Below are 25,366 nucleotides of genomic sequence, written 5' to 3'. Positions count from 1 at the left end.
GCATCCCCGCCGATGCCCGGACTTTCTTTATATTAAAAGGGTTGTTAAATGGAAATTTTCATTCAGTTGCTCATTAACGGCCTATTGCTGGGCGGAGCCTACACAATCATCAGTCTTGGACTGACCCTGATTTTCGGGGTGGTGCGGGTGGTGAATTTCGCCCACGGCGAATTCCTGATGATAGCCATGTACCTGATTTACCTGATCGCAGACCGTTTCGGCATACACCCTTATCTTGGCCTCATTCCGATCACGATCATCCTGTTCGCGCTAGGCGCCCTGACACAGAAAATCATCATCCAGCCCTTGTTGAAAGCGGAAGAGCATATCCAGATTTTCGCGACTGTCGGCATTTCCATCATCCTGATGAATCTGGCGCTGGTCGTTTTCGGCGCCAACGTCTTGCGCGCGCCCGTCGAGCTGGGCACCAACGCGGTGAACATCGGCTCCTATTCGATAGTCACCGGGCAGCTATACACTTTTCTGATCGCGATCGCCCTGGCCATCCTGCTGCACCTGTTCATGCACCGCAGCTACCTGGGCCGCGCCCTGCGCGCCGTCGCCCAGCACCGCTACGCGGCCATGCTGATGGGCGTGAACGTCAACGCAGTCTATGTCATTGCTTTCGGCCTGGGCACGGCCTTCGTCGGCATCGCCGCCGGCCTGCTTGCGCCCCAGTATCCTGTTTTCCCGACGGTGGGAACCTATTTCGTGCTGACCGCCTTCGTCATCGTGGTGCTGGGCGGCATGGGCAGCCTGTATGGCGCCGTCGCCGGCTCCATGATCATCGGCGTCGTCGATACCCTGGCTGGCTACTACATTGCTCCGGATTTGAAGGAAGTCGTCTACTTCGGCATTTTCCTGCTGATTCTGGTACTGCGCCCAACGGGCTTGTTTGGCATTGGCACAGAATAACAAGGAGTAATACGTGTTTCCTGATTTCCGTAGCCCCAAGGCATACGTCAGCCTGATTCTGCTGGCCGTCGTGTTCATCATCCCCTTGTACTTGCACAGCGCTTTCTGGACCAACCTGTTCGTGCTGCTGTTTGTATTCTCCGCGCTGTCCGTCGCCTGGAACATCGTAGGCGGCTATGCCGGCCAGCTTTCGCTGGGCCATGCCGTGTTCTATGGCATCGGCGGCTATACCGCCACGCTGCTGACGCAGAGTTTCGGCATCACGCCATGGATAGGCATGATAGCCGGCGCGCTGATTTCCGGCGCTGTCGCGATTGTCATCAGCTACCCGACGCTGAGGCTCAAGGGCCCCTTCTTCGCGCTGGCGACGATCGCCATCCTGGAGGTCGTGCGCCTGCTGGTGATCCATGAAGAAAGCTGGACCGGCGGCTCCAGCGGCATCAGCCTGCCGCTGAACATCGGCTGGACCTGGATCGTCTTCCGCGAAAAGGTCAACTATGTGATCATCGCGTTCTGCCTGTTCCTGCTGGTGCTGTGGGTGTCCTGGTATATCCGCAAATCCCGCATGGGCTATTACCTGATCGCCATCCGCGAACGCGAGGATGCCGCCCGCGCGGTGGGCATACATACCGTCAACATGAAAATCCGCGCCGCCGTGATTTCCGCCATGCTGACCAGCGTCATCGGCACTTTCCACATCACCTACCTGACCTTCGTCGACCCGGCCTCGGCGTTTTCACTGGACTTGTCCATCCAGATCGCCATGTTTGCGCTGATCGGCGGGCTGGGCACCGTCGCCGGCCCCATCGCCGGCACCTTCCTGGTCCTGCCCATCGCGGAACTGGCGCGCGGCTGGCTCAGCGGCGTCGGCAACGGCATGCATGGCCTGATCTACGGCCTGATCCTCGTCATTGTGGTCCTGACCATTCCACGCGGCCTGGCGGGAGCGTTTGGCCCGATGGTGGAAAGGCTCATGGCCAGGCTGCCCTATCTGGGCAAGCCGCGGGCCAAGCGCGAATTCAAGCAGCGGCGGTCATCAGGCCATGGCCTGACGGCCAACCAGCCCGTGCTCAAGGCGGAAAACCTGTTCAAGAATTTCGGCGGCCTGCGCGCCACCGACAACGTCTCCCTGACGCTGAACGAACATGAGATCCTGGGCATGATAGGGCCCAACGGCGCCGGCAAGACCACGGTCTTCAACCAGCTGTCGGGTTTCCTCGCGCCCGACAAGGGCAATATCACCATGCTCGATAAAAAGGGCCACTGGATCACTTGCAACACACCCGACAAATTCGCGCACAGCGGCCTGGGCCGCACATTCCAGACCGCCCAGCCGTTCACCGGCCTGACGGTGCTGGAAAACATCATGCTGGGCGCGTTCATTGGCACTTCCGATCGCGACGAAGCCGAGCAGATCGCGCTGGACGTGGCCGAACAGACCGACCTGCTGCGCTACCTGAATACCGAGGCGCGCAATCTGACGGTGGGCGGCATGAAGCGCCTGGAGGTGGCCCGCGCGCTGGCGACCCGGCCGAAGATACTGCTGCTCGACGAAGTCATGGCCGGCCTGAACCCGACCGACATCGAAAAAGCCGTCCAGATGATACGCCGCATCCGCGCTTCGGGAGTATCGATCCTGCTGATCGAACACATGATGCAGGCCACCATGGCGCTGTCGGACCGCATCATCGTCATCAACGAAGGCAAAGTCCTGACCAGCGGCGCGCCCCGGGACGTGGTCGAAAACCCAGCGGTCATCGAAGCATACCTGGGCAAGGAGTACAGCGATGCTTAAAGTGTCAAATCTATGTTCCGGATACGGAAAGACCCAGATCCTCAACGGCCTGGACTTTGAAGTCAAGCAAGGCGAAATCGTCACCCTGATCGGCGCCAACGGCGCCGGCAAGACCACGACGCTCAAGACGCTGTGCGGCGTGATCCCGACCATGGCGGGCCATGTCAGCTTCGATGGCGAGGACCTGACCAACAAGACTCCGTTCGCCATCGTGGACGCCGGCATCACCATGGTTCCGGAAGGACGGCAGCTGTTCCCGAACTTCACGGTGAAAGACAACCTGATCATGGGCTCCTACAAGCGGGCCGCGCGGCCTATCGTCCAGCGCAAAATGGAAGAAGTGCTGGAGATCTTCCCGCGCGTCAAAGAGCGCCTGAACCAGCTGGCCGGCTCGCTGTCCGGGGGCGAGCAGCAGATGGTCGCCATCGCGCGCGGCATGATGTCGGACCCCAGGCTGCTGATCTTCGACGAGCCTTCGCTGGGCCTGTCGCCCATCCTGGTGCAGCAAATGTTTGGCGTCATCCGCAACGTCATCGAGCACGGCGTCACGGTCCTGCTGGTGGAACAGAACGTTTTCCAAACCTTGCGCCTGGCCGACCGCGGCTATGTCCTGGAAAACGGCGCCATCATCCTGAGCGGAACCGGCCAGGAGCTGCTGAGCGATCCGCACATCAGAAAGGCCTATCTCGGGCACTGATTTCTTATAGGTACTGCACTATGTCCCCAAGCTTCAGATTCATCGACCACGGCCAGGGCGGTTCGCCCGGCTGCATGAAGATCGCCCTACGCGGGCAAACCCCGCCGACAGGCAGGCAAGTCCTCATCGAGGTGGAATACGCCGGCGTCAATCGCCCGGATGTCCTGCAACGGTCCGGGTCCTACCCGCCGCCGCCAGGCGCGTCGCCCTATCTGGGGCTGGAGGTCTCGGGCAGGATAGTCGCGCTCGGGCCCGACGCCAAGGAGCGGCAGGTCGGCGAGCTGGTATGCGCCCTGACCCCGGGAGGCGGCTACGCCGAATACTGCCTGGCCGATGAACGCCACTGCCTGCCCGTGCCCGCAGGCATGGACCTGCGCGCCGCCGCCTGCATACCGGAAAACTATTTCACCGTCTGGACCAATCTCTTCGAACGCGCCAAGCTGCAAGCCGGCGAGAAGTTCCTGGTCCACGGCGGATCCAGCGGCATCGGCCTGACCGCCATCCAGCTGGCCCATGCGTTCGGCGCCGAGGTCTGGACCACCGTCGGCAGCCAGGAAAAGGCCGACGCCTGCATCAAGGCCGGCGCCGCGCATGCCATCTTGTACAAAGAACAGGATTTCCAGTCCGTCGCCATGCGGACTACCGGCAATTACGGCATGGACGTCATCCTCGATATGGTCGGCGGCAAATATATCAACAAGAACATCCATACCCTGGCGCTAAACGGGCGCCTGGTGCAGATCGCTTTCCTGGAAGGCAGCAAGGACAGCATCGATGCCATGCCCATCATGATCAAGCGCCTGGTGTTCACGGGCTCCACCCTGCGCCCGCGCTCGGACGAAGACAAAGGCCAGATCGCCCTGTCGCTGGTCGAACACGTATTTCCGCTGATGGCGCAAGGCAAGTGCCTGCCCATCATCCATTCCACCTTTGCGCTGGCCGAGGCCGGCAAGGCCCACGAGCTGATGGAAAGCAGCAGGCACATCGGCAAGATAGTCCTGAAAGTCAAGGAGCGATAATGAGATTCGCCAATCAGGTGGCCATCGTCACCGGGGCCCTGGGCGGCATCGGCTCGGCGATCGTGCAGGCGCTGGCGGCCGAAGGCGCCAGCGTCGGTCTGATAGACCTGGATGCCAGGTCGGGCGCCGAGCGCGAGGCTGCGCTCCAGGCGGCGGGCCATCGGGCCAAGTACGCCAACGCCAACGTATCCAGCTTCGATGAATGCAAAGCCGCCTACGACACCATCTCGGCGGCGCTGGGCGGGGCCGACATCCTGGTCAATAACGTCGGCATTTCGCCCAAGACCCAGGGCAAGGCCCTGAGGGTCTGGGAGATGCCGCCCAAGGAATGGGAAACCGTGGTATCGGTCAATCTGAACAGCGTGTTCTACATGACCCACCTGGCGGCGCCTCACATGATGGACAAAAGGCAGGGCCGGGTCATCAATATGTCCTCCGTCGCCGGCAAGGCCTATTGCGACATCGTCGCGGCGCATTACGCCGCGACCAAGGCCGGGCTGATCGGCCTGACGCGCCACTGGGCGGCGGAATTGGGCGAATACGACATCACGGTCAACGCCCTGGCGCCCGGGCGCATCAGCACCCCTTTGCTGAAGACCGTCCCCCAGGAAATCAATGATGCCGTGACGCGGGTCACGGCGCTGGGCCGGCTGGGCACCCCGCAAGAGGTCGCCGACGCCTGCCTGTTTCTGGCATCCGCGCAGGCGGCCTTTGTCACCGGCCAGGTTCTGGATGTGGCCGGCGGCTGGCTGATGACCTAGGAGGCTGTCGGCGGACTTGGCGATCGCCTGCCAGGAAAGGACGACGACCTTGCGCAACCTGCCGTGCCAGTCAAGATTGCGCAGGGCGGTTTCACTGTGTTCGCCGCCTATGGAATCCAGGACCACGTTGGCTCCCCTGTTTCCCGTCAATACCCGACTCCCGGCACAGCGCGGTCTTTTCGTTGGTAGAGGCGCCGCGCTCTCCCGTGCCCTTGAGCTGCGCGGCGCAAGCTGAAAGCGGCGGCACCGCCAGGAGCTCGATCGCAACGTCGGCCGCAAGGGTAAAGCCGTGCAAAGATAGGTAGAATGACGGTCTTGCCTGGTCTCAGGCTCACCGCGCTTCAGCCCTGTCCCATGTTCGAACTCGACGCCCTCAGCTTCACCGTTTCCGGACGCCCGCTGTTGAAACCGCTTTCATTGGATATCCCTGCCGGCAAGGTGGTCGGATTGATCGGCCACAACGGTTCCGGCAAGTCCACGCTGATCAAGATCCTGGCACGCCAGCAAGCCGCCACCGGCGGCCAGGCGAGCCTGGACGGCAAAGCCCTGGCGTCCTGGAGCGATCGCGACTTTGCCAGGCGGGTGGCCTACCTGCCGCAACAACTCCCCCCTGTGGAAGGGCTGACGGTCCGTGAGCTCGTCGGCTATGGGCGCTACCCTTGGCATGGCGCCTTGGGCAGATTCGGCGACGAGGATCATGCCGCAATCGCTCGGGCCATGAAACGGGCCGATGTCGACCAATACGCGGACCGCTGGGTAGACAGTCTTTCGGGCGGCGAACGCCAACGAGTCTGGCTGGCCATGCTGCTCGCCCAGGACAGCCGCTATCTGCTGCTCGATGAGCCCACTTCCGCCCTCGATATCGCCCATCAGGTGGACGTGCTCGCCCTGGTCCGGACACTGAGCCGCGACCTGGGCCTGGGTGTGCTGGTCGTACTGCACGACATCAATATGGCGGCGCGCTACTGCGACCATCTGGTGGCCCTGCACAGCGGCGAGCTACTGGCCCAGGGCAGCCCTGCGGAGCTGCTGCGCAGCGACACGCTCGAATCGATTTATGGCATTCCTATGGGTGTGATCGCGCATCCGCAAGACGGCTCGGCGCTCTCCTACGTCAGGTGAGCGCAAGTCCTGCCTGCGCAATTTGCTACGCCCGCGGCACGATTCCGGGCGCGGGCGCGTGTTTGCATAAAGGACAATTCGCACAGAGCGCCATCCCGGGCAACAGGTAACGCACACAGCACACCCGCCGCTGACGCCATGGCGTGTTCACGTCCTGATCGATATAACGCAACGGCCGGAACAGGCGATTGGGCCGACCGTCGGGACGATGCGGCGAAGCCAGAATGGCACGTGCGGGGGCGACCTGATCCGCGCTCGCCCGGGCCGTCAACGCATTGACCAGCCATTCGAAATAATTGCCTGCATTGCTCCAGAACACCCGGGGCGACAACTTCGAGTGCCGGGCCCATGCGTTGATCATGGGTTCCAGGTGATGATCGAGCAGCGGCACGAATGCGGCGAACGGATCGCCGAGGGTTGGCACACAAACGTCTCCCGCATCCGGCAGTTTGAATGCGAGCGGCTCCGCACGCGCTCCCAGCACGATCTCGATCCTGTCGACGTCCAGCGAAAGCCGGCGATCCAGCATGATGGCCGCTGCCAGCACCGGCGGCAGCAGACGAATAAAGTACAGCTTGGACCACTCGGAAGCCAGCGCACGGCGGTCGCCATCGGGATAGTCGACGCCGTATTCGCGCAGCACGCGCTCGAACCCTTCATGCTTCTGCAGATCGCGTAGCGGTATCGAAGGGCGTGCGTCGTCGCGCAATACAAGCGCATCGCGATAATGTGTGAAGTCGCCGACGAACAAGGGGGCCAGCGCGGCGATCATGGCCGGCCACCTGGCCGCTGCTCTCGCTTGACCTCGCCGCTTGCGCCTAGGCTCATGGCCGAAAGCCCTGAACGGTTGCGCCATTTCATCGCGGCACGCCAGGCATGGACAATACCGCGTCGGCAATCTGGTCGGCCAGGTGCACCACGGACAAGGGGCCGCCGAAAGTCCAATATGGCGTCGGCAGAAAAGCCACGCGACCGCTGCGGGCAACAGGCAAGGCCTTCCATATCGGCGTGGCGAACATCGGCGTGCCCTCCTGACCACCGATGAACAGCACCGTCAGGTCGGCCTGGGCCGCGAGATCGCGCAAACCGATGCGCCGGTGCAGGCTGTAGGCGGAGTCCAGGCGCCAGGGCTCCATGATTCCCAGCCGGTTGAGCACGCTGACGATCAGGGCCTGCCGGTTCGACACAATGAACGACCCCTCGCGCGACAGCGGGTACAACGCCGCCATCGGCCGGCCCGCCAGGCCTCGGTCGCGTATCGCCGAGCGTGCACGCGCCATCGCCGCGCGCGACTTCTCAATGGCCTGCATGGCCTGCGCCCGACGTCCGGTCAGTTCGCCCAGGCGCGTCAGCATGGATTCTCCCAATGCCACGCCACCCCAAGACGCCGGGGCGAGCGATACATTGAAAATCAATGTGGGCGCCAACGCGTCGAGACGTTTGAACAACTGCAGATGCAAGTAGGACACGCCGACAACAAGATCGGGCTTGAGCCGCGCAATCGCCTCGAGGTTGGGCTGCTGCGGACTCCCGAGCGACACGCTGTCCGCGAGACGCTCACTGCCGATCCGGACATAACGGCGATAACCGTCGAGATTGGCCACCGCGACTGGCGCGATACCGAGAGACAACAACAACTCCGAGCTGAGATCGTCCAGGCTGATCACACGCAGCACCTGCTGCGGAATCTGCGCGGACTGGCGCGCGACCAGCGTTTCGGCCCATGCCGTCGCCGGTTCCAGAACCAGGCACAGCATCGCGATGACCCGCAGCCAGAATCGTGGATGGCAGATCATATCGCCGCTCCCCGCCCGCGATGGACGTAGGTCCGCGCGAGCAGCAACAGAAAACACGGTGCGCCGATGGCTGCCGTCGCAATGCCCAGCGGAATGTCGAGCGGCGCCAACAGCCATTGTCCCAACAGGTCCGCCAAGACCAGCAACGCGGCCCCTAGCCACGGCGCCGCCCAGAGGCGCTCCCTCATGCGGTAATAACCGAGTAGACGCACCCCATGGGGCACCAGCAATCCGACAAAGGCTACCGGGCCGACCACCGCGACTGGCGCAGCGACCAGCAGGCTGGCCACCGCCACCAACATCGCCCGGCGCTGCGCGACCGCTAGCCCCAGGCTCGCAGCGATGCCATCGCCCAATTGCAGCAAATCCATCCAGCGTGCCGCCGCCGCGCACAGGCCTATACCCAGCACCATCCACGGCAGCATGCCAAGGACATCGGCCCAGGTCCGTCCATAGCTGCTGCCCACCATCCAGATCAGCGCCTGCGCAATGTTCGTGCTGAACTGCGCGATCAAGAGACCGATCAGCGCCAGCGCGGCGCCGCCGAGTGCGAAGCCAGTCAGGGTCAAGCGCAACGGTTCCAGTCCATGACGAAGATTCAGTCCAACAACCAGCAAGAGTGCGGCGATCGCCCCCGCCCAGGCAATCAGGAAGCGCCAGGCGCCGACCAACTCCGGCATGAGAACCAACGCCAGCAGCACAGCCAACGCGGAGGTCTGGCTCACCCCAAGAATCTCGGGACCCGCCAGTGGATTGCGAGTGACCGTCTGCAGCACGACGCCACTCAGTGCAAAACACGCTCCAGCCATCATGTCCACCAGCAAACGCGGCAGGCGCAGGTCCAGCAAAACACGGGCCAGCGCCTCTCCGGCCCACCATGCCTGGACGAATTCGATCGCGCTCGCGCCACCGCCATGGACGACGCCCGCCATGCCCAACACCGCGCACAGCAGCACCATCAGACCCACGAACATCGGCAGCGGCAGACGGCGCGCAACAGTGTGGCCCTCGACCCGCGCGATCGCCGCCGAGGGTGCGCGCGGAGTGATCCGCAGCAACACCAGGATCGCGACCGACCCGAGCAGCGCCGACAACACGCCGAACGGCACCGTGACCCAGCGGCCGATTGCGGTGCCCAGGTTGTCCGCGAACAGGGTCAGCGCCGCCCCCCATAACGCGCACAGCGGCACCAATGAGGAAGGCCGAGCCACGCCGAATGCGAGACGCAACAGATTGGGTGTGACGAGGCCTATGAATCCGAGCGGACCGGCCAGCTGGAAAGCCAAGGCAGTCAGCAGACTGCTGAGGATGATGGTGACGGCTTTGAATCGCGCAGGCGTCAAGCCCAGCGAGCGCATCTGCGCATCGCCGAGCATCGCCAGGTTCAAGGGCCGGGCCAGCACGGCAAGCAATGCGGCAGCCAGCGGCGCCAGCCACATTGCCGGCGTCAGCGCGGACCAGCCGAACTGTTGCAAGGTGCCGGTATTCCACAGCGACACCACCATCGCCGCGTGATCGTTGAGACTGAGAAACAAGGCAATGAACGCGCTCAAACATTGCGCGATGCCAACACCGGCCAGCGTCAAACGCAGCGGCGAGGTGCTCCAGCCGCCAGCCGCCAGGAAGGTCAGAAGCGCCGCGCCCGCTCCTCCCACGAAAATCAGTGGAAGGCCGAGGGCGGTCGGCAGCATCAGACCGAGGATCACGCCCAGTTGCGCACCCGCGGTGATGCCCAGGAGATCCGGCGATACCAACGGGTTGCGGGTGATGATTTGCATCAAGGCGCCCGCCGCGCCCAGGCAGGCGCCGACCATCATGCCCGCGGCAAGACGGGGCCAGAAGACCCAGGCTTGCAGCAGTGCCTCGACGGACGCATCGACCACAAGGCTGTCCGGCCCGCCCGGGCCAAGGCGGACGAATGCTTGCCAGGCCACCATTGCCATCAGCAGCGACGACCCCGCATACCAAGCGCGCGACTTCCTGGACAAGCTCAAAACTGGATGCTCCTAGGTTGGGTGCTGCGTACCATCGATTTCGCCCAGCGCATCGCGGCCTGCCCGGGCGCGTTGGCTGTCGACGAGATCGGTCAACTGCCCGCCCTCCATCTTCAACAGCCTGTCGGCCATATCGAAATAGCGGTCATCGTGGCTGATGACAACGACCGTGATGCCCGATTCTTTCAGCGCGGGCAGCAATTCGCGATAGAACACGCGGCGATACAGCGGATCCTGATCGGCCGCCCATTCGTCGAGCAAGAGGATATCGCGCTCTTCGAGCAGGCTCAGCAACAGTGCAAGGCGTTTTCGCTGGCCTTGCGACACTTTGGTGTTCAGCAAACGACCATCGGCAATACGCGCTTTCTCCCGCATCTGCAGCGCATCCAGCCAGCGGTGTAGCGGCGCTGCGGCAGCCTCGCGGCCATCCGGCCCGATCAGTTGCGAGAACAGATGGAAGTCGGTGAACACCGCGGAGAACAGCCGGCGATACCCGGGGCGATCCGCTGCAGTCAGGCCTCGCCCATCCAGGAAGATGCCACCCGACTGCGACGTATAGATTCCCGACAGCAAACGCGCCAGGCTGGATTTGCCGCTGCCATTTCCGCCGATGACGAATACGGTTTCGCCACGCCGAAGCGTGACATTGAGCGGCCCCACGTCGAACCCGGGATCGTCGTCCTCCGCGGGATACCGGTAGCTGACGTCACGCAGTTCCAGCGTTCGCCAAGAGGCCACGCCTGATCGGCCCGGCATGTCGAAACCCGGCCGCGCTTGGGCCAGCCCCAAGGACTCCACCTTGCTCAATGCGACGTTGCCCGCCAACTGCGCCGGAACCGCCGCCACGGCCGAGACCAGCGGCGTACGCATGAACAGAATGGTCATTGCATAAGTCGCAGCCACGGCCGGGTCCGCCCATCCCAGCCCTTTGGCAAGATAGAACGCGAGGCCGATCGTGCCGAGGACCATGATGTTGGCCCAGTTGCTCGCCAGGCCGTGATACCGATCGGCCAAGGTGATGTGATCGCGATACGACCGGGCGCTCGCATCGAAATCGCCGTCGTAAATGTGCCTGGCGCGATCCCGGTTGAGCGCCAGTTCCTTGGTGCCGTCGAGGATTTCCTGGTATTGCCGATAGAGGCCGTCTTCGGCCTCGCGCAGCAGCGCCAGATGCCGGCGCAAGCGCAGCAGCAACCGCCACCCTAGCGCCAGCGTAAAGACCATCCATACCGCCGTCGCCACGAACATGGCGGACGACAGCCACGCCAGGTAAGCAAACGAGGCCAGCGTCAGCACACCGCCGTAAATCAGCTCGGGCAAGTGCACGAATGCGAGGGTGACATTGCGAATGTCGCTCGACAGACTCGCGAACAGCCTGCCATGCCCAAGGCGCTCCACCGTCTGAACATCGGTGTCCAGCAGACGCTTCACCATTTCCCGCCGCAACCCATAGACGAAACGATGCCCGAGGGTAGTGAGACAGATTTGCGCGCCAGATGCGAATGCCAGCATCAGCGCCAGCAGCACACAGAACTGCCAGATCGCGCCGCCCGCCATGTCCGCGCTGTTGATCATGCGCTCGTTCACAAAAGCGATGACACCCACGCTCAGCAAGCCGCTGGAGATGCTGAGCAACACCACCAGCGCGAGCGGCCAGCGGTAAAGGCGGAAGACACGTTGAATCAATAACATGCAAAGGTCCGATCGCTCGGATCAGCGAAAAGAAAAATGAAAAAACCACCGCAGGCTTACGCCTGCGATAGCGCAGTGGACGATGTTCAGCGCTTACCAGCGGTAACGCAGGTTGGCGTAGGCCGCGCGCTCGGTGCCCCAGTAGCAGGCGTTGACGCTCAGGCAACTGGCGACATACTTCTTGTCGAAAAGGTTGTCGATGTTCAGGCTCACGTCCGCTCCCTTCATGCCAATACGGCCGAGGTCGTAGCGGAGCGACGCATCGACCACGGTAAATCCGCTAGTCCGGGTATCCGGACTGTTGCTGAGAGCCCCGTAGACATCGCCGCTATGACGAATGCCGGCGCCGATGCCCAGACCGCCCAGCGGACCGCCTTGCACCGTGTAATCCGCCCAGGCCGAAGCCTGGTGGCGCGGCACGAAGTTCAGGCGATTGCCGACCGCGCCCGATGACGCGGCTGCATTTGCCTTGGTGATTTCCGTGTCCATGTAGGCATAGGAAACCGTCAGGTTCAGCGCCCTGCTCACGCTCGCCTTGCCTTCGAGTTCCAGGCCCTGAGACTTCACCTGCCCCGCCTGCTCCGTATAACGCGGGTCTGCAGTGGCAGCCGTCACGTTGTCCTGCTTGATCTGGAACAGCGATGCAGTCAGCAAGGCATTGCGATTGGCGGGCTGGTATTTGACGCCGACTTCGATCTGCTTGCCGGTCGTCGGCTTCAGATTCGCGCCGCTGGCCGTCTGGCCCGCCACCGGCTGGAACGAGGTGGAGTAGCTGAAATAAGGGGCGACGCCATTGTCGAAGATGTAGCTCACCGCGGCTCGTCCGGTAAAGCGATGATGATCGACGTCGCTATTCACGGAAGTGTTGGCCGCAACGTTAGTGGTGCTGCGGTCGAGATTCGCCCAGTCCTGGCGGCCCGCCAGGGTGAGGCGCCACTTGTCCAGACTGATCTGGTCCTGCAGATAGAGGCCTAGCTGCTCGCGCGTCTGATGGATGTTCGTTCCCGCCGGAGGAACGGCAATGTTATTGTTGCCGTAGACCGGATTGTAGAGATCGAACAGGTCGAACGAGCTAGTGCCCGGTACGTACAGAATGCCCAGTTGGCTCTCAGTGTAATCGGCCCGATCACGCAGGTAGTCTACGCCTGCCGTGATGCGGTGCTTAGTCACGCCCCAATCGACATCGGCATTGAGCTGGTTGTCGATCTGCATCGTAGTGGCTTTCTCGGGAAAAGCCCACGCATAGCGAACCGCCTTGGTATCGCCAACGACGGCGCCAACCTGCGTACGGCGGGAATTGGTGTCCACCTGCGAAATACGCGCCGTCTGCTTGAACCCGGTACGATCGTTGAACTGATGTTCCAGCGTATAGCCCAGCAACTTCTGCTCGTTGGTGAATCGATCGTAGTCTGGATCGCCCACGTAGCGGTCGCGCGAAATATAGCCCTTGGCACTCGGAGTCACCGTACCCACCCGCGGCAGGACCGGAGCGCCTCCACCGCCATCGGAATCGATCTTCTGATATTGGCCCGACACGGTCAGCCGAGTCGCATCCGAGATATTGAAGGTCAGCCCGCCTTGCAGGAATCGCTTGTTATCTTTGATGTAGTCGAATTGGGTGCCGCTGTCCTTGACCAGGCCCGTCAACCGATACAGCACAGTATTGTTTTCGTCCACAGGACCGCCCAGATCGAACGAGGCCTCCTTGCGATCGAAGCTGCCGAACTGCACGCCCACTTCTCGCAAGCGGTCTTCGGTCGGCTTCTTGGTGACCATATTCAGCAGCCCGCCTGGCGCTGTCTGACCGAACAAGCCTGACGACGGGCCCTTCAGAACTTCAATGCGCTCCAGGCCATAGGGCTCGATGCGAGGCTGCGCGTAGCCCAGGGCGCCAAATGGCAGGACCAGGCCGTCCAGATATCGCGCCGGCGTAAAACCCCGCAGCGTCAACCAGTCGTAACGCGCGTCGTTATCACCGTAATGGGCGACAATGCCCGGCGTGTAGCGCACGGCCTTCGCCACCGACGTCGCGCCCTGCTGCTCCATCTCGGTACGGGTGATCACGTTCACGGCCTGCGAGGTTTCCAGCAACGACGTATTGGACTTCATTGCCGAACGCGCACGAGTGGCGACATAACCCTTGTCGACGGGATCCGCCAAAGACTGGCTGGCGCCCTTGACCAGAACAGCCGGCAGGCTGACCGGAGGTGGATCGCCGGCGGCTTGCTGAGCGTGGCCGATCAGTGGAAAGGCGAGCGCCAGTGCGACGGCGATGACGGTGAAACTGTGGTGATTCATGCGTACCCTCTAAGGACCAATACGTGTAAACTATAACGAGAATGATTATCACTTGTAATGCAGAGCGAGTATCGCGGCATTTTATTTTCCGGGCTGACGAATTTCCGGCCATCATTGACGAATTCGCGGCTACGCAACACTCTCGTTCAAGAAAACGCCATGTCCGACCTTGCACGCCGTGCCTACATGTACGACACGCCCCGCCAACCGCACGAGTGGTGGCGCAGCACCCTGCCGACCGTGCCGGCCACGCCCGACTGGGAAAAAACCATCTCGATATTGGAACGCGTCGACGAAGGCGTCAGCCTGGTCGTGTTGCGCGGCCGCCCCGAGGCCGAGCTGACCCTGCCCTCACCGGGCACGAGGGTCTTCGGCATCCAAGTGTTGCTGGCGGGTAGCACGCAGATCGCCCTCGACAGCGGCCCGGTGTGCCAGCCGCGCGCGGGCGCCCTGGTGCTATCCCAGTACTCGGATCAATTGGGTAGCGAGGTCCGGTTGCCCGCCAGGAGCGACATGCATGTCGTCGACCTGCGCCTGTCGGCCGAGGCCCTGCTCCGCGCGACCTCTTTCCCGATCGCGGAGCGCCTGCGGCGCCGCTTTGCGGGCGGTTACGGATCGCCCGGCCATGAGGGTCTGGTCGTGTCATGCAGCGCCAGCCACGAAATGCTGAAGCTCGCCCAGTCGCTGTCCTCGACACCGCTTACCGACCCCGCCGCGCTGCGGCTATGGCGGCGGGCGCGAACCCAGGAACTGCTGGCCCACGTGATCGAACTCCTGGCGGCGCCCGCATTGAATTCGCCGCTGACATCCACCGAACACGAACAAGTGCTGCGCGCGCGCAGGCTGCTCGGGAGCCGCTATGCCGAAGACTGGCCGGCGGCGCGCCTTGCGCAGGCAGTCGGCCTATCGGAAAAAAAACTGCGCGCGGGCTTATGGGCCGCATGCGGCAAGTCGGTCCACGCGCACCTGCGCGAGATCCGCCTAGAACACGCTGCCGATAGCTTGGCGGGCGGCATGAGCGTCACGCAAGTGGCCCTTGCCGTCGGCTACGAAAACCTCAGCCATTTCGGCAAGGCCTTCCGCGCCCAATTCGGCGTACTGCCCAGCGAGTGGAAATCGACGATGACCGCGCGGGCTGCGGCGCTGGAGTCAGCGTGATCGAATAGGGTGCCCGCTCGCGGATGGCTTCACCGTCCCTTGCGGATCCTTTAACTCCCTAATATTGCGGATATTTATTGCAATTAATATGGAGTTTTGCCATTATGTGCCATGGAATGGGATACAGACGTCTCTCTTTACATGCCGCACTTTCGGAATAGGCTCCGCCGTGGTCAAGGGCTGGGAGTACATGCCGCGTACAAGCCATGGCTTAGAGTCCGGGATGTCCCCTCTCGTGGGACCTCCAGCATAGTTAGAGGAATTCGAACGTCCCGATCTGTCCATTTACTTTCAAAGATCGAAACCACCTACTTCTTTCTGCTAGAACGTAGACGCACTACCCAGGACTGTCGCGAGCAATTCCCAATCCTCGAGATAACGCGCACGCTCGAGTTATGTGAAGAATTAGGTGTCCGCCATCCTCATAAGGGCTTTTATCCCGAGCCGTTCACCATCGATTTCATGGTTACCGAACTTATAGACGGAAAACCTTATTTTCGTGCCGCAAGCATCAAAACCCCAAATGATGCAACCAATCCTTCTGTACTGAACCGCTTGGCCGTCGAGCATCGTTGGTGTGCCGAACACAATATTCCTTGGACGCTCGTAGACACATCCGCATTCGACGATACATTGCTTAAAAACCTCAGGTTCATGCGGGCCTGGTTTCTACATCGACATATACCCGACTATCCTCAAGCGATACGGTTTGCGGCATGCTTCCTCGATATCTACCGACGGAACACCCTACTAGATGAAATCGTCCACGATGTATGCCAACGATTACACCTACCAATTAATTCGGGACACGACACTTTCCGTTTCTGTGCATGGAGCGGACTCATACCCATTTCCTTAAGCCATGGGTTGGCTCTTAATTTGCCATTGGTGCTTCGCAATGTCCAAAATACCCATTGAGTTCGAAAAGGTAGGAAACATAACGCCCACAGAAGGCCTGGTACTGCGCGTGGGGAATCAGCAACCCAAATATTTAAGAGTCACGCATGTGTTTACCAGCTGCATATATGGAATATGGGTGACTACACCCCAACAAGCGCGGAGCGCTCGTCGGCCAAAACGAATCTCTTCAAACGAAGTTACCCATCTTATTGAAAATAACGGTGGCCAATGGGGGAAACTACGCCTGCCGTACCAATTCATAGGAATTGGCAAATTTCGTAAAAATGACCACACCGAAGCGATCGAAGCGGCCTGGAATCTCATCGAACCGTTGGTCTATGCGTTTAAAAATGAAGAAAATCTTTCGTCGGCTCATTTCACTTCGCTTATACGCAATCGCTCCGAAACGTTGGGAGTCAATTTCTTAACCCTTTATCGACTTGTGCTGCGCTATTACTATTTCGGCGGAACAAGACTTGCCTTAATTTCATTGCCGCCTGGGGCTAAGCCTGCAGCACGCGCCTACTCACTAGGCGAGAAAAACGAATCCCCGTCAACTCAGCCAAGTATGCGTCGAGGGCGGCAACCGGCACTGGCATCAGAACTCGGACGCAACAATTTCATTATTGATGACGACGATATATCTGACATGCTCGCCTGCCTTAAAGGAAGCCTACGGAAGGGGCCGGCGTTTTTCACGGAGGTTCATCAAGAATATCTTTCTACTTATTTTCGACGTAGGCATCCGGACACTTTCAGTCAGTATATTGATAACAGATACCCGGAACCCATAACGCTGCGTCAGTTTCGATACTACGTAAATGAAAATCTGCAGCTCACTGACGATCTGGCACGAAACCTTCGAAAGTATGAACGTAATCCCGGACGAACGGGTTCTGTTAGGGCTGCCGGCCCAGGTGAGGTTTATGAAATCGATGCAACGGGCGGGCGGATATTCTTAGTAACCGATGAAGAAAATCCCGTCACTGTCGGTAAGCCAATTATTTACCTGATCATTGATCGCTGGAGCCGTTTCGTTGTGTCCGTGTATTTGTCCCTGCGTCCACCATCATGGAGTGAAGTTCAGTACGCCTTACTTATCGCGTTTACATCACGCACAAAGCGCTTTGCCTCAATGGGAGTGGATATCGACGACGAGCGCTGGCCTATCGGGAGATTCCCTTCCACACTTTGCCCTGATCGTGGATCGGACTTCATGAGTCGATCCATGGAAAAAGTTGTCACCGACGATTTACGGATTGAGCTTACGCCACTGCCTCCGCTATGCCCAGATGGGAAAGCGATTGTCGAACGCACGATTCGGGAAATAAAGCGCCGTATGTTTATGTCGAAGCTAAAAGGCACATACGCCGATAGGCCGCTCGACCCACCTACCAAAAGAGAAGCCAAAAAAGCACAAGCTACCGCTGTCAATTCCCTTGCCGATGCATATAGAGCTGTTATCGAAATTATTGACGACCACAATAACCGTCCACATTCGGCGCTACGCAGAAGGCGCACTCTAGCTCGGGCAGGCGTGCCACCAACCCCAAAAGAAGCGTACCTATGGGGACTCAAAAATATTACGGGATTACGCACTCCGCCTTTAGCAGACGGTGACTATCGGCGATTACTGCTCGGAATAGATGATGCGAGCATCGCTAAAGGCGTTATTCGCTATTGTAGTCGGCTCTATTATCCTGTTAATGAGCCTGCCCAAGAGCTGGCGTTTAGATCAGCCGCTCGTCCAAAGCGTGTAGAAGTGCGAATCGACCGGACAGACCCCTCTGAACTGTTCATCGAAACCTCGGCGCCAGAATGGGCTCATTTCTCGCTAGGCGTTGGCGGGGCAGGAGAATTGATGTCGCTCACTCTAGATGAAGAAGCTGCCTTAGCCGACCAAACAGCGCTTGCCTTTGCAAGAGCTGACCACGAAAGCAAAATACAGCGTATTCGGAAAAAGGTCGCCGACGTGGCAAAGACTCCCAAAAAGAACCTCAACGCAATGCCCACGGTAAATCGCGATAAGCTCAGCCAAATTGATCTTTCCCTGGCGAGACAACACGAAACAACCAAAATGAAAGAGGCTCTGTCCGGTAAATCAGCGGCAAGAGATCATGTACCAGCAACATCTGAACCAACGTGGGAAGCGCTTGAAGAACAGGAGCGACTGCAAAACTTGGAAATTATCCGCAAAAACAGGGGTAGAGAGTGACCGATATCATGGCGGCACATTATCAAGAGACAGGCGTTCGTTCTTTTAAAGGCAATCCCTTCATCGAAGCACTGCCTGTGCTCGAAGAACGAAAAGAACAATTCTTAACAGAGCTAAGTCATTATCCTCCCAGGCCGACCGCTAAAGACAGGCAAGCCGGTGACGTGAGCCGCATCATGGAACTATCCATTTTGAACGACATCGTCCATCCCTTCCCTGAGTTCCAAAAGGCCGGGTTAGCGTTGGCGACTATTATTCGCCAGAGCTATATTGGCCGTAACCCGCTTACTGTTATCGATCGACAACGACGCCATGCCATGGCATCCCATCAAGGCGGTACGGGCAGTGGCGTGCCATTCCCTAGAGACTGGAATTCATCCGCAAGGGGCCATCTCATCATGGGCATTAGCGGCATGGGAAAAACGACCTTTGCAACGACTTTTCTAATGCGCTATCCGCAGGTCATTGCACATACCTGCTATCAAGGCACAAGCCTTGTATGCCACCAAGTCGTCTTCGTTGTTCTTCGCGTTCCTCACGATGCCACTCTGCGAAGCTTATGTGTGCAGTTTTTCGAAGAAATCGATAAGGCCCTCGGCACGAACTACGTTAGGCAAGCCAGATCTGTGCATCAAATAGCCCCCATGGTGGCGCTGATGAATCACGTAGCGACAGCTGTCTCGCTAGGATTTCTCGTGATCGATGAGGTACAGAATCTGCGCTATGCCCGAGGGAGCAATGCAGAATTTATGCTGAATCTATTCAGTGAAGTCATTGAGCGATTAGGAATCAGCCTACTTTTGCTAGCCACGCCAGCAGTACAACCGGTTCTTGAGGGTAGCGTGCGCAATTTACGTAAACTGTCGTCTAGTGGAGAAACGATCTTCAAACCCATGTCGCAAAATGATCCTCAATGGGACGAGTTTTGCGAAGTCTACTGGGACTACAGCTTAACAAGAAACAAATGCAGGCTATCAGACAGCATCAAGAAAGCCTGGCATACATCTTCGGCCGGCAACACCGCGTTTGCATCACTGGCGTTTATGCTCGCGCAAAGAAATGAGATCGGAGGACGCGAGATTATTGACGAACAATCTTTTGAACGAGTATCAGCGACTGATATGGCATTTCTGCAACCGGCCATCCGAGCGCTAGCCAGTCGCGACCCTAAAAGATTACGCGTTTTTGATGATCTGCTTTTTAGTGCCAAGTATCGTGATCTAAGAAAACAACTTGGTGCGAACGAACATACAGCCAACAATCCAGTTAATCGAATCGACGAATTTGAAGATTGCCATGCCGAAACCATCCGTCCCGAACGAAAAAGCACGTCAAGTAAAGCCAGGACACCAAAAAATAAGATTCATTCAAAACATGCCCCGGATATCAAATTGCCCATGGAAGATCCACTGGCATTAGACTAAGGCGCTCTCCATGCGAACGGCCCATGTCTTGACAACGAGATCGGACGCCCCGCTGTGCTTCATCCCTGAATTGCTTCCAGATGAATGCCTGTATTCTTTCTTACAGCGTATTTGGTCATTAAACGCGTTTACGTTACCCCGCCAATTTATGCTTCTCCTATTTGGGTGCGACAGCCACATACCTGTGCTTGATTTACCAACAGGACTGGATGCATTACAACGCACTCTGGGAGAGCGATCCCCATTTAAATCAGCCGACGATCTCATTGATCGTGCAACGTTATATCCCTATCACAGGCCATTTCTTTCGGTTTCCCGAGACACGCGACTAGTTCATCTATTTCGTGGCACAGGTGGACAGGGAGTAAAGACACTGCTGGGGCGCGTAGCCAATGGCTTCGGTGCGCAAGTCATAGCCCGCTACTGCGTGCTTTGCAACACGAGCACGGCCAAACAGTATGGATGCACGTATTGGCAACGAAGTCATCAACTCCCTGGCGTTGTGTACTGTACGGTACATGGCATTCAACTCGAAGTGTTCTCTGGGCTTAGCTGTTTGTCACATCGCCAGCAACTGCAACAGTCCCCATGGTCCTCCACTTTTGAACCGACCTACATAGCCCGCGAATCACACAACTACCAACTAGCCTTAATGTCAGTGGCATTGCTTAAAGCAAACCTCTATATCAGCGACGTAAGCGCCCTCAACCTCGTCTACATTTCTAAAATTCTAAGTCTAGGCTTTAAGAAGGCTCACGGAAAAATTGATTTTCCTGCACTGACTGACGCACTCCGAGAATATTACAACCAGTTTCAAGGGTTCGAGCATCGCGAAAGACTGCTTTCCAGCTCGAACCACCCCCTGTTTTGGCTCTATTCAACGTTAAGACGGCCCGAGCGATCATCCCATCCCATCTGCCATCTCCTTCTGATTCGGTTTTTGTTCGGTTCTATTGAAAAATTCCTTGGTACCTTCAATCCGTCGAAGAACAACATGGCCGACAGGTGGCGAACCCAAGAAAACGATACCTTGCCGCGGCGAACTATCGTTGTCCCGCGCCATCCTCGTCGCGATACCACATTCTCGAATCAAACGGAATTTGGCCAAGCCACATCCGAACGATTGGAGTCCACTAGCTCAGCGGTGGCGGCAAGCCGACAAACCATCGAAATGACCAACCCGGGCCACTGCCATAGGGTTCCCGAAGTGATCCGCTTGGCCATCGTTACAGACTTGTGCGCCGGATTAGCAATAGCGGAAATCTCGAAAAAGCACAGTGTATCTATAAGCGTAGCCTATCGTATTCGCGCTCACACGCCAGGCCTCAAGCAGCTACACGCGGACCACAAAATCGAATCAGAAAGGATAACGCATCGACAGCACTGGTTAGCCTTGTGCAAAAAACTTCCCGCAAAAGGAGTAACTATGATTCGCGCCACAGCGCCAGGCGCATATGCATGGCTTCGGCGCAATGACCAGCAATGGCTTAAAGATGTTTGCTCTACATTACCCCGTGCCCTCACTAGTCCCAGAAACAGCAAAGTGGATTGGGCTAAACGTGATCAAAGCCTTGCCGAACAGGCTCAACAATTTGTGAGGAACGAAAGAACTCGAATCAATCGCTCTCGGATCAGTGCAACGCTCATTCTGCGGCATCTGAACCGTGAAGCAATGGTAAGAGCAAACCGTGAACGACTTCCCACACTTAACAATACTCTTATCGAATTGTCGGAATCAATTGAACAGTTTCAAAAGTTTCGCATTGATCTCGCGATTGATAAGTTGAGGCGCCTTGGTCTCCTGCGATCACGTTGGCGGATCCAACGACTGGCTGGACTAAAGAATTGGACGCCTAGTCTTAGCGCTTACGCAATATCGCGCGGAATAGATATGTCATAACCCTAATCACTTTTGCCATGCCACTACTTCCCTTTCGCCTGCAACCTTATCCCGATGAGCTTCTGTGTTCGTGGCTTGCCCGACTTGCCCACCATAATGGTAGTGGAGCATGGCGTCCTTTCTTAGAAGCAACTATCCACAATCGCCGCATGCAACATCCCATGCTAGGCATGGTCAGCTATAGCGATGAACTCGAAAACCTGCTGAACGCACTTGGTACGAATTACTTTACGGCCATGATGGAGTTGACAACGCTTCCATACTGGCTTGCGTTCGACTCACCTGAAAATCTGGACAATAAGTCCATGGCTAGCAATCCTACACGCCAGATAAGAATCCAACGGAAGAAACCTACAACACACGGCATCCATCAAACTGGATCCAAACATACGGCAGGCCTTGCAGATACGGCGCGTCTATGCCCTGCATGTTTGGACGATGACTGCCGCCGGTATGGTGAACCCTACTGGCACAGGATCCACCAACTTCCCAATGTATTCGTTTGCGCCTCTCATGGATGCATTCTGCTAAGTGCATGTCCCGAATGTAATCAGACAATCGTGCCTTTATCCTCCCGATTGCTAGACCTTCCTAAACTGCAGTGTTCTTGCGGCTACTCTTTAGGCCGATCACAGATCCAACCGCCGACCATACCCGCTATGTATAAGCAGCTCGTAGACGTTAGCGTCGCTGCTTTAAACAATGAATGTCGGAAATGGTCGTATGCCGATATTCGTCATTATTTCGAACTGAAAATGAACGAGAGAAATGGGCTCAACAGCTACAAAAAGATTCTCTGCAGTGCCTTTGAATTAGAGCAACCTCCACTGGGCCAACCGTTACGATTATATATAAATGACCGCTCGGTCGTTACTTTTCGACCTTATTTTTCCGTAGCACGGTCCTCTGATTTTTGCGCCCTCATGGTTGCGCTTAATCTGGACTTCAAGCAAATATCAAGGGAATTAGCCGATCGGACCTTCCCCGGTCCGGAGCACAGCACACCACGCCCCAAGATGGTAAGGCAGACGTTAACCCGCGAGGTCGCCAGACAAAGAATGCGCCAATTCATGAGTGAACACCGAGGCTGTTCACCGTCTAACAGCAAAGTGCTTTATTGGTTCCTAAAACTATTCGATGAACAGTGGCTAAGTAAAAACTTTGTAGTGACTACAACCATCAATCCTACCGTCGGCCAAGACAGAAAAAACTTGATAGAAGTATTCATGCAACAGCAGTTTTCTCGAGATAAAATCAGAGAAAGACTAATGAATTCGCCGGCGGGCGTGCGAGCTTCATTGCGTGATGAGGTGTGGCTAAAAAATAAGCTGCACGAGCTGGATGTGCGGAAGAAAGAACATAGAACCGCACGACGCATTCAAAACGTCGCCTCACGTGTCATAGTGCTTCATGCGGTGCTGCAGCAAATTCTTGCTGCGCAAGACTGGCCCGTGCGAATCAATGGTGCAGTTTTGGGCCAGAAGGCCGGGCTAAGCAGTAGCCAAGCACAGGGTGCCATTAGACGTGACCCTGGGCTTCGGCGTGCAGTTGAAGCGGCTAACGAAAGCAAAACTGAACGCCAAATAATTTGGGCGGCACGGCAGTTTCAAGGCGAAGGGCACTCGATAAGCCTCAAGCAAATTCTTCGCCGAGCTCGACTGCCTACTCTGCTCCAAAATTTTGATATGGCACGAAAGGCTAGGGATGGCCTGTCAATGACACAGCATCGGGATCTGGCTCCGCCGCGCCCAGAATACTGCTCTCTGACCGGGAATACCGATGCGGCGAAGTGCGCCATGCATCCAATCGAACTTCGCTAGCTACCTTTTCCCTTTCGCTATGATGCAGGAATAATTGCCATAGAGGTTGGCGTGCAAATGGACATTAATTGCCAAATTTTACAATTCATCGCTAAACGTATACATTGGTCCCGGTTCAATATCGTAATTACCCGGGAGGATGAATAATGGCAAGCGTTACCGTGCTCGTAAGCAAGCTCGATTTTGACTTGGAAAATCCTCGGTATATTGCGCAAAAAAGTCAGCGGGAAGCGTTTGAGCGGATATTGCTTGATAATCCGACAAAAACCATAGCATTAGCCGAACATATAGTAAATAACGGCCAAAATCCTATAGATCTTATTGCCGTCATCGCAACCGAAAATAACCGGTACATCGTTCTCGAGGGAAATCGTCGAGCGGCGGTATTGAAAGCGTTAAACAAACCTGTATTGCTCGACGCAATACCTCTGGGTACAGGGGTCCCTGCCTTCTGCAAGAAGATGAAGCTATTAGCGAAACGCGCAGATAAATCGACGATCAATAAAGTGGGGGCTGTCCAGTTTGATTCGCGCGAAGATGCAGACATTTGGATACCACTAAAGCATACTGGCGAGAACGAAGGCGCCGGCACGGTACCGTGGGACGGTACGCAACGGGCGAGGTTCCGTAAGGGTGACGCAGGCCTGAACTTGCTCGACTTCGGAAAAGCCAACGACTGGTTTACAGAAGAGGATTTGACCGACCGTGCGGCATTTCCTATCTCCACGCTTAATCGTCTTCTTGGCGATCCTGCAATCAGGAAGGCGCTCGGCCTAGAACTTTCAGCGGGCAAGCTACAGTCTACAGTGGCGATTAGCGACTTGGAAAAGGGGATCAAACAAGTAGTCTCTGACCTTGCCACAGGAACATGGAATGTTTCTATGCTTAAGTCGAAACAGGACAGAAAAAAATACCTTGATCAGTTCCCTGCCGCCTCACTTCCGAGTTTGCCTGACGAGGAGACCCTTTGGCCCCTAGACCCCGATCTGGCGCCCGCGCCAGAATCCAAACCGGCTGCGACAGAACCCAAAGTGCGATCCAGGAACGACAAGCGATCCACACTCATTCCTAAGAGCTTCGTAGTTACTACGAGCTCGGAAAGTCCGCGGTTGAACAAAATCTATCGTGAGCTAAAGCGACTTTCCGTCGAGGACTATGAAAACGCAGTTGCAGTGCTCCTGCGCACTTTCATCGAACTTAGCCTAGATGATTTCATCGCACGTGACAACGTCACCATTGTCAAGGCAAGGCACCAAGCGACGCTCGCAGAAAAGGTACGAAGTACCGCCAAACACCTTAAAGATCAGGGAAAATTCGATAAAAATCAAGAGGGCATCGTTAACAAGTTAGCGAGCACGGAGCCCGACGACCAGGCACAGCCGACGAGCATTACTACTTTGCATTCGTTCGTTCACAGTCGGTACGCCTCTCCCCTTGGCTCTGAACTGAAGACAATCTGGGACAACATTTCACCATTTATGTTGCACATTGCCCACGTCTAAATTAGATGGCCCAACCAGCTGGCCAAACTCGTTCGAAATTGCTAAAGTGGGTCGAACTTAATGCGGAGGCCCGTTGTCTAGCTATCACTCACCCTTGCGCTATCCCGGGGGGAAAACCAAACTCACCGAGTATGTAAAGGCATTATTTCGCCATAATGACCTTATGGACGGACATTACGTTGAACCGTATGCTGGCGGTGCATCGATTGCCTTGGAACTGGTCATTCAAGAGTTTGCTTCCCATGTTCATATTAACGATATAGATCCCTCAGTGTGGGCGTTTTGGCACTCAGTCCTGAATGACTCTGAGAATCTGTGCAGGCTCATCTCCAAAGTAACTGTTGATATGCAGACATGG

At 57.5% G+C, this 25,366-nt stretch carries 19 protein-coding genes and 2 pseudogenes; 16 read left to right on the top strand and 5 right to left on the bottom strand.

From position 1 onward, the window contains the following. Positions 1–48: 48 nt before the first annotated feature. From BUB23_RS06070 to BUB23_RS06045, 6 genes are all read left to right on the top strand, one after another. Positions 49–915 carry a branched-chain amino acid ABC transporter permease gene (locus BUB23_RS06070; protein ID WP_073102223.1) on the top strand — a complete coding sequence of 289 codons (867 nt, stop codon included), beginning with the start codon at positions 49–51 and terminating at the stop codon, positions 913–915. A gap of 13 nt (positions 916–928) precedes the next feature. After that, positions 929–2,710 carry a branched-chain amino acid ABC transporter ATP-binding protein/permease gene (locus BUB23_RS06065; protein ID WP_073102222.1) on the top strand — a complete coding sequence of 594 codons (1,782 nt, stop codon included), beginning with the start codon at positions 929–931 and terminating at the stop codon, positions 2,708–2,710. Then, on the top strand, positions 2,703–3,407 hold the full coding sequence (locus BUB23_RS06060; protein ID WP_073102221.1) for an ABC transporter ATP-binding protein: 705 nt from the start codon (positions 2,703–2,705) through the stop codon (positions 3,405–3,407). The genes BUB23_RS06065 and BUB23_RS06060 overlap by 8 nt, the downstream gene beginning before the upstream one ends. A 20-nt stretch (positions 3,408–3,427) precedes the next feature. Next, positions 3,428–4,426 carry an NAD(P)H-quinone oxidoreductase gene (locus BUB23_RS06055; RefSeq protein ID WP_073102220.1) on the top strand — a complete coding sequence of 333 codons (999 nt, stop codon included), beginning with the start codon at positions 3,428–3,430 and terminating at the stop codon, positions 4,424–4,426. Next, on the top strand, positions 4,426–5,187 hold the full coding sequence (locus tag BUB23_RS06050; RefSeq protein WP_073102219.1) for an SDR family oxidoreductase: 762 nt from the start codon (positions 4,426–4,428) through the stop codon (positions 5,185–5,187). The genes BUB23_RS06055 and BUB23_RS06050 overlap by 1 nt, the downstream gene beginning before the upstream one ends. A 306-nt stretch (positions 5,188–5,493) precedes the next feature. After that, positions 5,494–6,309, top strand: a complete 816-nt coding sequence (locus BUB23_RS06045) for an ATP-binding cassette domain-containing protein (protein WP_218598900.1) — start codon at positions 5,494–5,496, stop codon at positions 6,307–6,309. A 25-nt stretch (positions 6,310–6,334) separates the two neighbouring features. Here the strand turns inward: BUB23_RS06045 and fhuF are convergent, their stop codons facing one another. The 5 genes from fhuF to BUB23_RS06020 all read right to left on the bottom strand — a co-directional run bounded on the left by fhuF (position 6,335) and on the right by BUB23_RS06020 (position 14,089). Then, entirely contained in the window at positions 6,335–7,081 is a 747-nt protein-coding gene (gene fhuF / locus BUB23_RS06040) for a siderophore-iron reductase FhuF (RefSeq protein WP_073102217.1), read from the bottom strand. Positions 7,082–7,166: 85 nt separating this feature from the next. Further along, a complete protein-coding gene (locus tag BUB23_RS06035) occupies positions 7,167–8,105 on the bottom strand; it encodes an ABC transporter substrate-binding protein (RefSeq protein ID WP_218598897.1) in 939 nt (312 codons plus the stop codon). Next, positions 8,102–10,099, bottom strand: coding sequence for an iron ABC transporter permease (locus tag BUB23_RS06030; protein ID WP_073102216.1), 1,998 nt, complete (start codon positions 10,097–10,099; stop codon positions 8,102–8,104). The genes BUB23_RS06035 and BUB23_RS06030 overlap by 4 nt, the downstream gene beginning before the upstream one ends. Positions 10,100–10,111: 12 nt before the next feature. Next, a complete protein-coding gene (locus tag BUB23_RS06025; protein ID WP_073102215.1) occupies positions 10,112–11,791 on the bottom strand; it encodes a multidrug ABC transporter permease/ATP-binding protein in 1,680 nt (559 codons plus the stop codon). Positions 11,792–11,884: 93 nt separating this feature from the next. Then, complete coding sequence (locus tag BUB23_RS06020; protein WP_073102214.1) at positions 11,885–14,089, bottom strand: TonB-dependent siderophore receptor; 2,205 nt, start codon at positions 14,087–14,089, stop codon at positions 11,885–11,887. 159 nt (positions 14,090–14,248) lie between these two features. On the opposite strand from BUB23_RS06020, the gene BUB23_RS06015 reads away from it, so the two are divergent. From BUB23_RS06015 to BUB23_RS05980, 10 genes and pseudogenes are all read left to right on the top strand, one after another. Continuing rightward, positions 14,249–15,247: an AraC family transcriptional regulator gene (locus tag BUB23_RS06015; protein ID WP_073102649.1), complete on the top strand. Its 999-nt coding sequence runs from the start codon at positions 14,249–14,251 to the stop codon at positions 15,245–15,247. Between the two features lie 111 nt (positions 15,248–15,358). Beyond that, positions 15,359–16,165, top strand: coding sequence for a TnsA endonuclease N-terminal domain-containing protein (locus BUB23_RS27795; RefSeq protein WP_073101673.1), 807 nt, complete (start codon positions 15,359–15,361; stop codon positions 16,163–16,165). After that, positions 16,146–18,362: a DDE-type integrase/transposase/recombinase gene (locus BUB23_RS06005; protein WP_178372258.1), complete on the top strand. Its 2,217-nt coding sequence runs from the start codon at positions 16,146–16,148 to the stop codon at positions 18,360–18,362. The genes BUB23_RS27795 and BUB23_RS06005 overlap by 20 nt, the downstream gene beginning before the upstream one ends. Continuing rightward, positions 18,359–19,786 (top strand): ATP-binding protein, encoded by a 1,428-nt coding sequence (locus BUB23_RS06000; protein ID WP_073101671.1) that lies wholly within the window; start codon positions 18,359–18,361, stop codon positions 19,784–19,786. The genes BUB23_RS06005 and BUB23_RS06000 overlap by 4 nt, the downstream gene beginning before the upstream one ends. A 10-nt stretch (positions 19,787–19,796) precedes the next feature. Next, a pseudogene (locus BUB23_RS27790) lies at positions 19,797–20,306 on the top strand (TniQ family protein); the annotation flags it as partial. Between the two features lie 138 nt (positions 20,307–20,444). Further along, positions 20,445–21,686: a TnsD family Tn7-like transposition protein gene (locus tag BUB23_RS05995; protein ID WP_245801146.1), complete on the top strand. Its 1,242-nt coding sequence runs from the start codon at positions 20,445–20,447 to the stop codon at positions 21,684–21,686. Positions 21,687–21,703: 17 nt separating this feature from the next. Next, positions 21,704–22,201, top strand: a pseudogene (locus tag BUB23_RS27785) (TniQ family protein); the annotation flags it as partial. 144 nt (positions 22,202–22,345) lie between these two features. Further along, positions 22,346–23,506 carry a hypothetical protein gene (locus tag BUB23_RS27315; RefSeq protein WP_245801145.1) on the top strand — a complete coding sequence of 387 codons (1,161 nt, stop codon included), beginning with the start codon at positions 22,346–22,348 and terminating at the stop codon, positions 23,504–23,506. A gap of 146 nt (positions 23,507–23,652) precedes the next feature. After that, positions 23,653–25,008: a hypothetical protein gene (locus tag BUB23_RS05985; RefSeq protein WP_073101668.1), complete on the top strand. Its 1,356-nt coding sequence runs from the start codon at positions 23,653–23,655 to the stop codon at positions 25,006–25,008. Between the two features lie 73 nt (positions 25,009–25,081). After that, a partial coding sequence (locus BUB23_RS05980) for a DNA adenine methylase (RefSeq protein WP_143160862.1) occupies positions 25,082–25,366 on the top strand: 285 nt, incomplete at its 3' end.

It is taken from the genome of Pollutimonas bauzanensis (assembly GCF_900129885.1).
Classification (GTDB): Bacteria; Pseudomonadota; Gammaproteobacteria; order Burkholderiales; family Burkholderiaceae_B; genus Pollutimonas; species Pollutimonas bauzanensis.
This window is presented reverse-complemented; position numbering and strand designations above follow the sequence as displayed.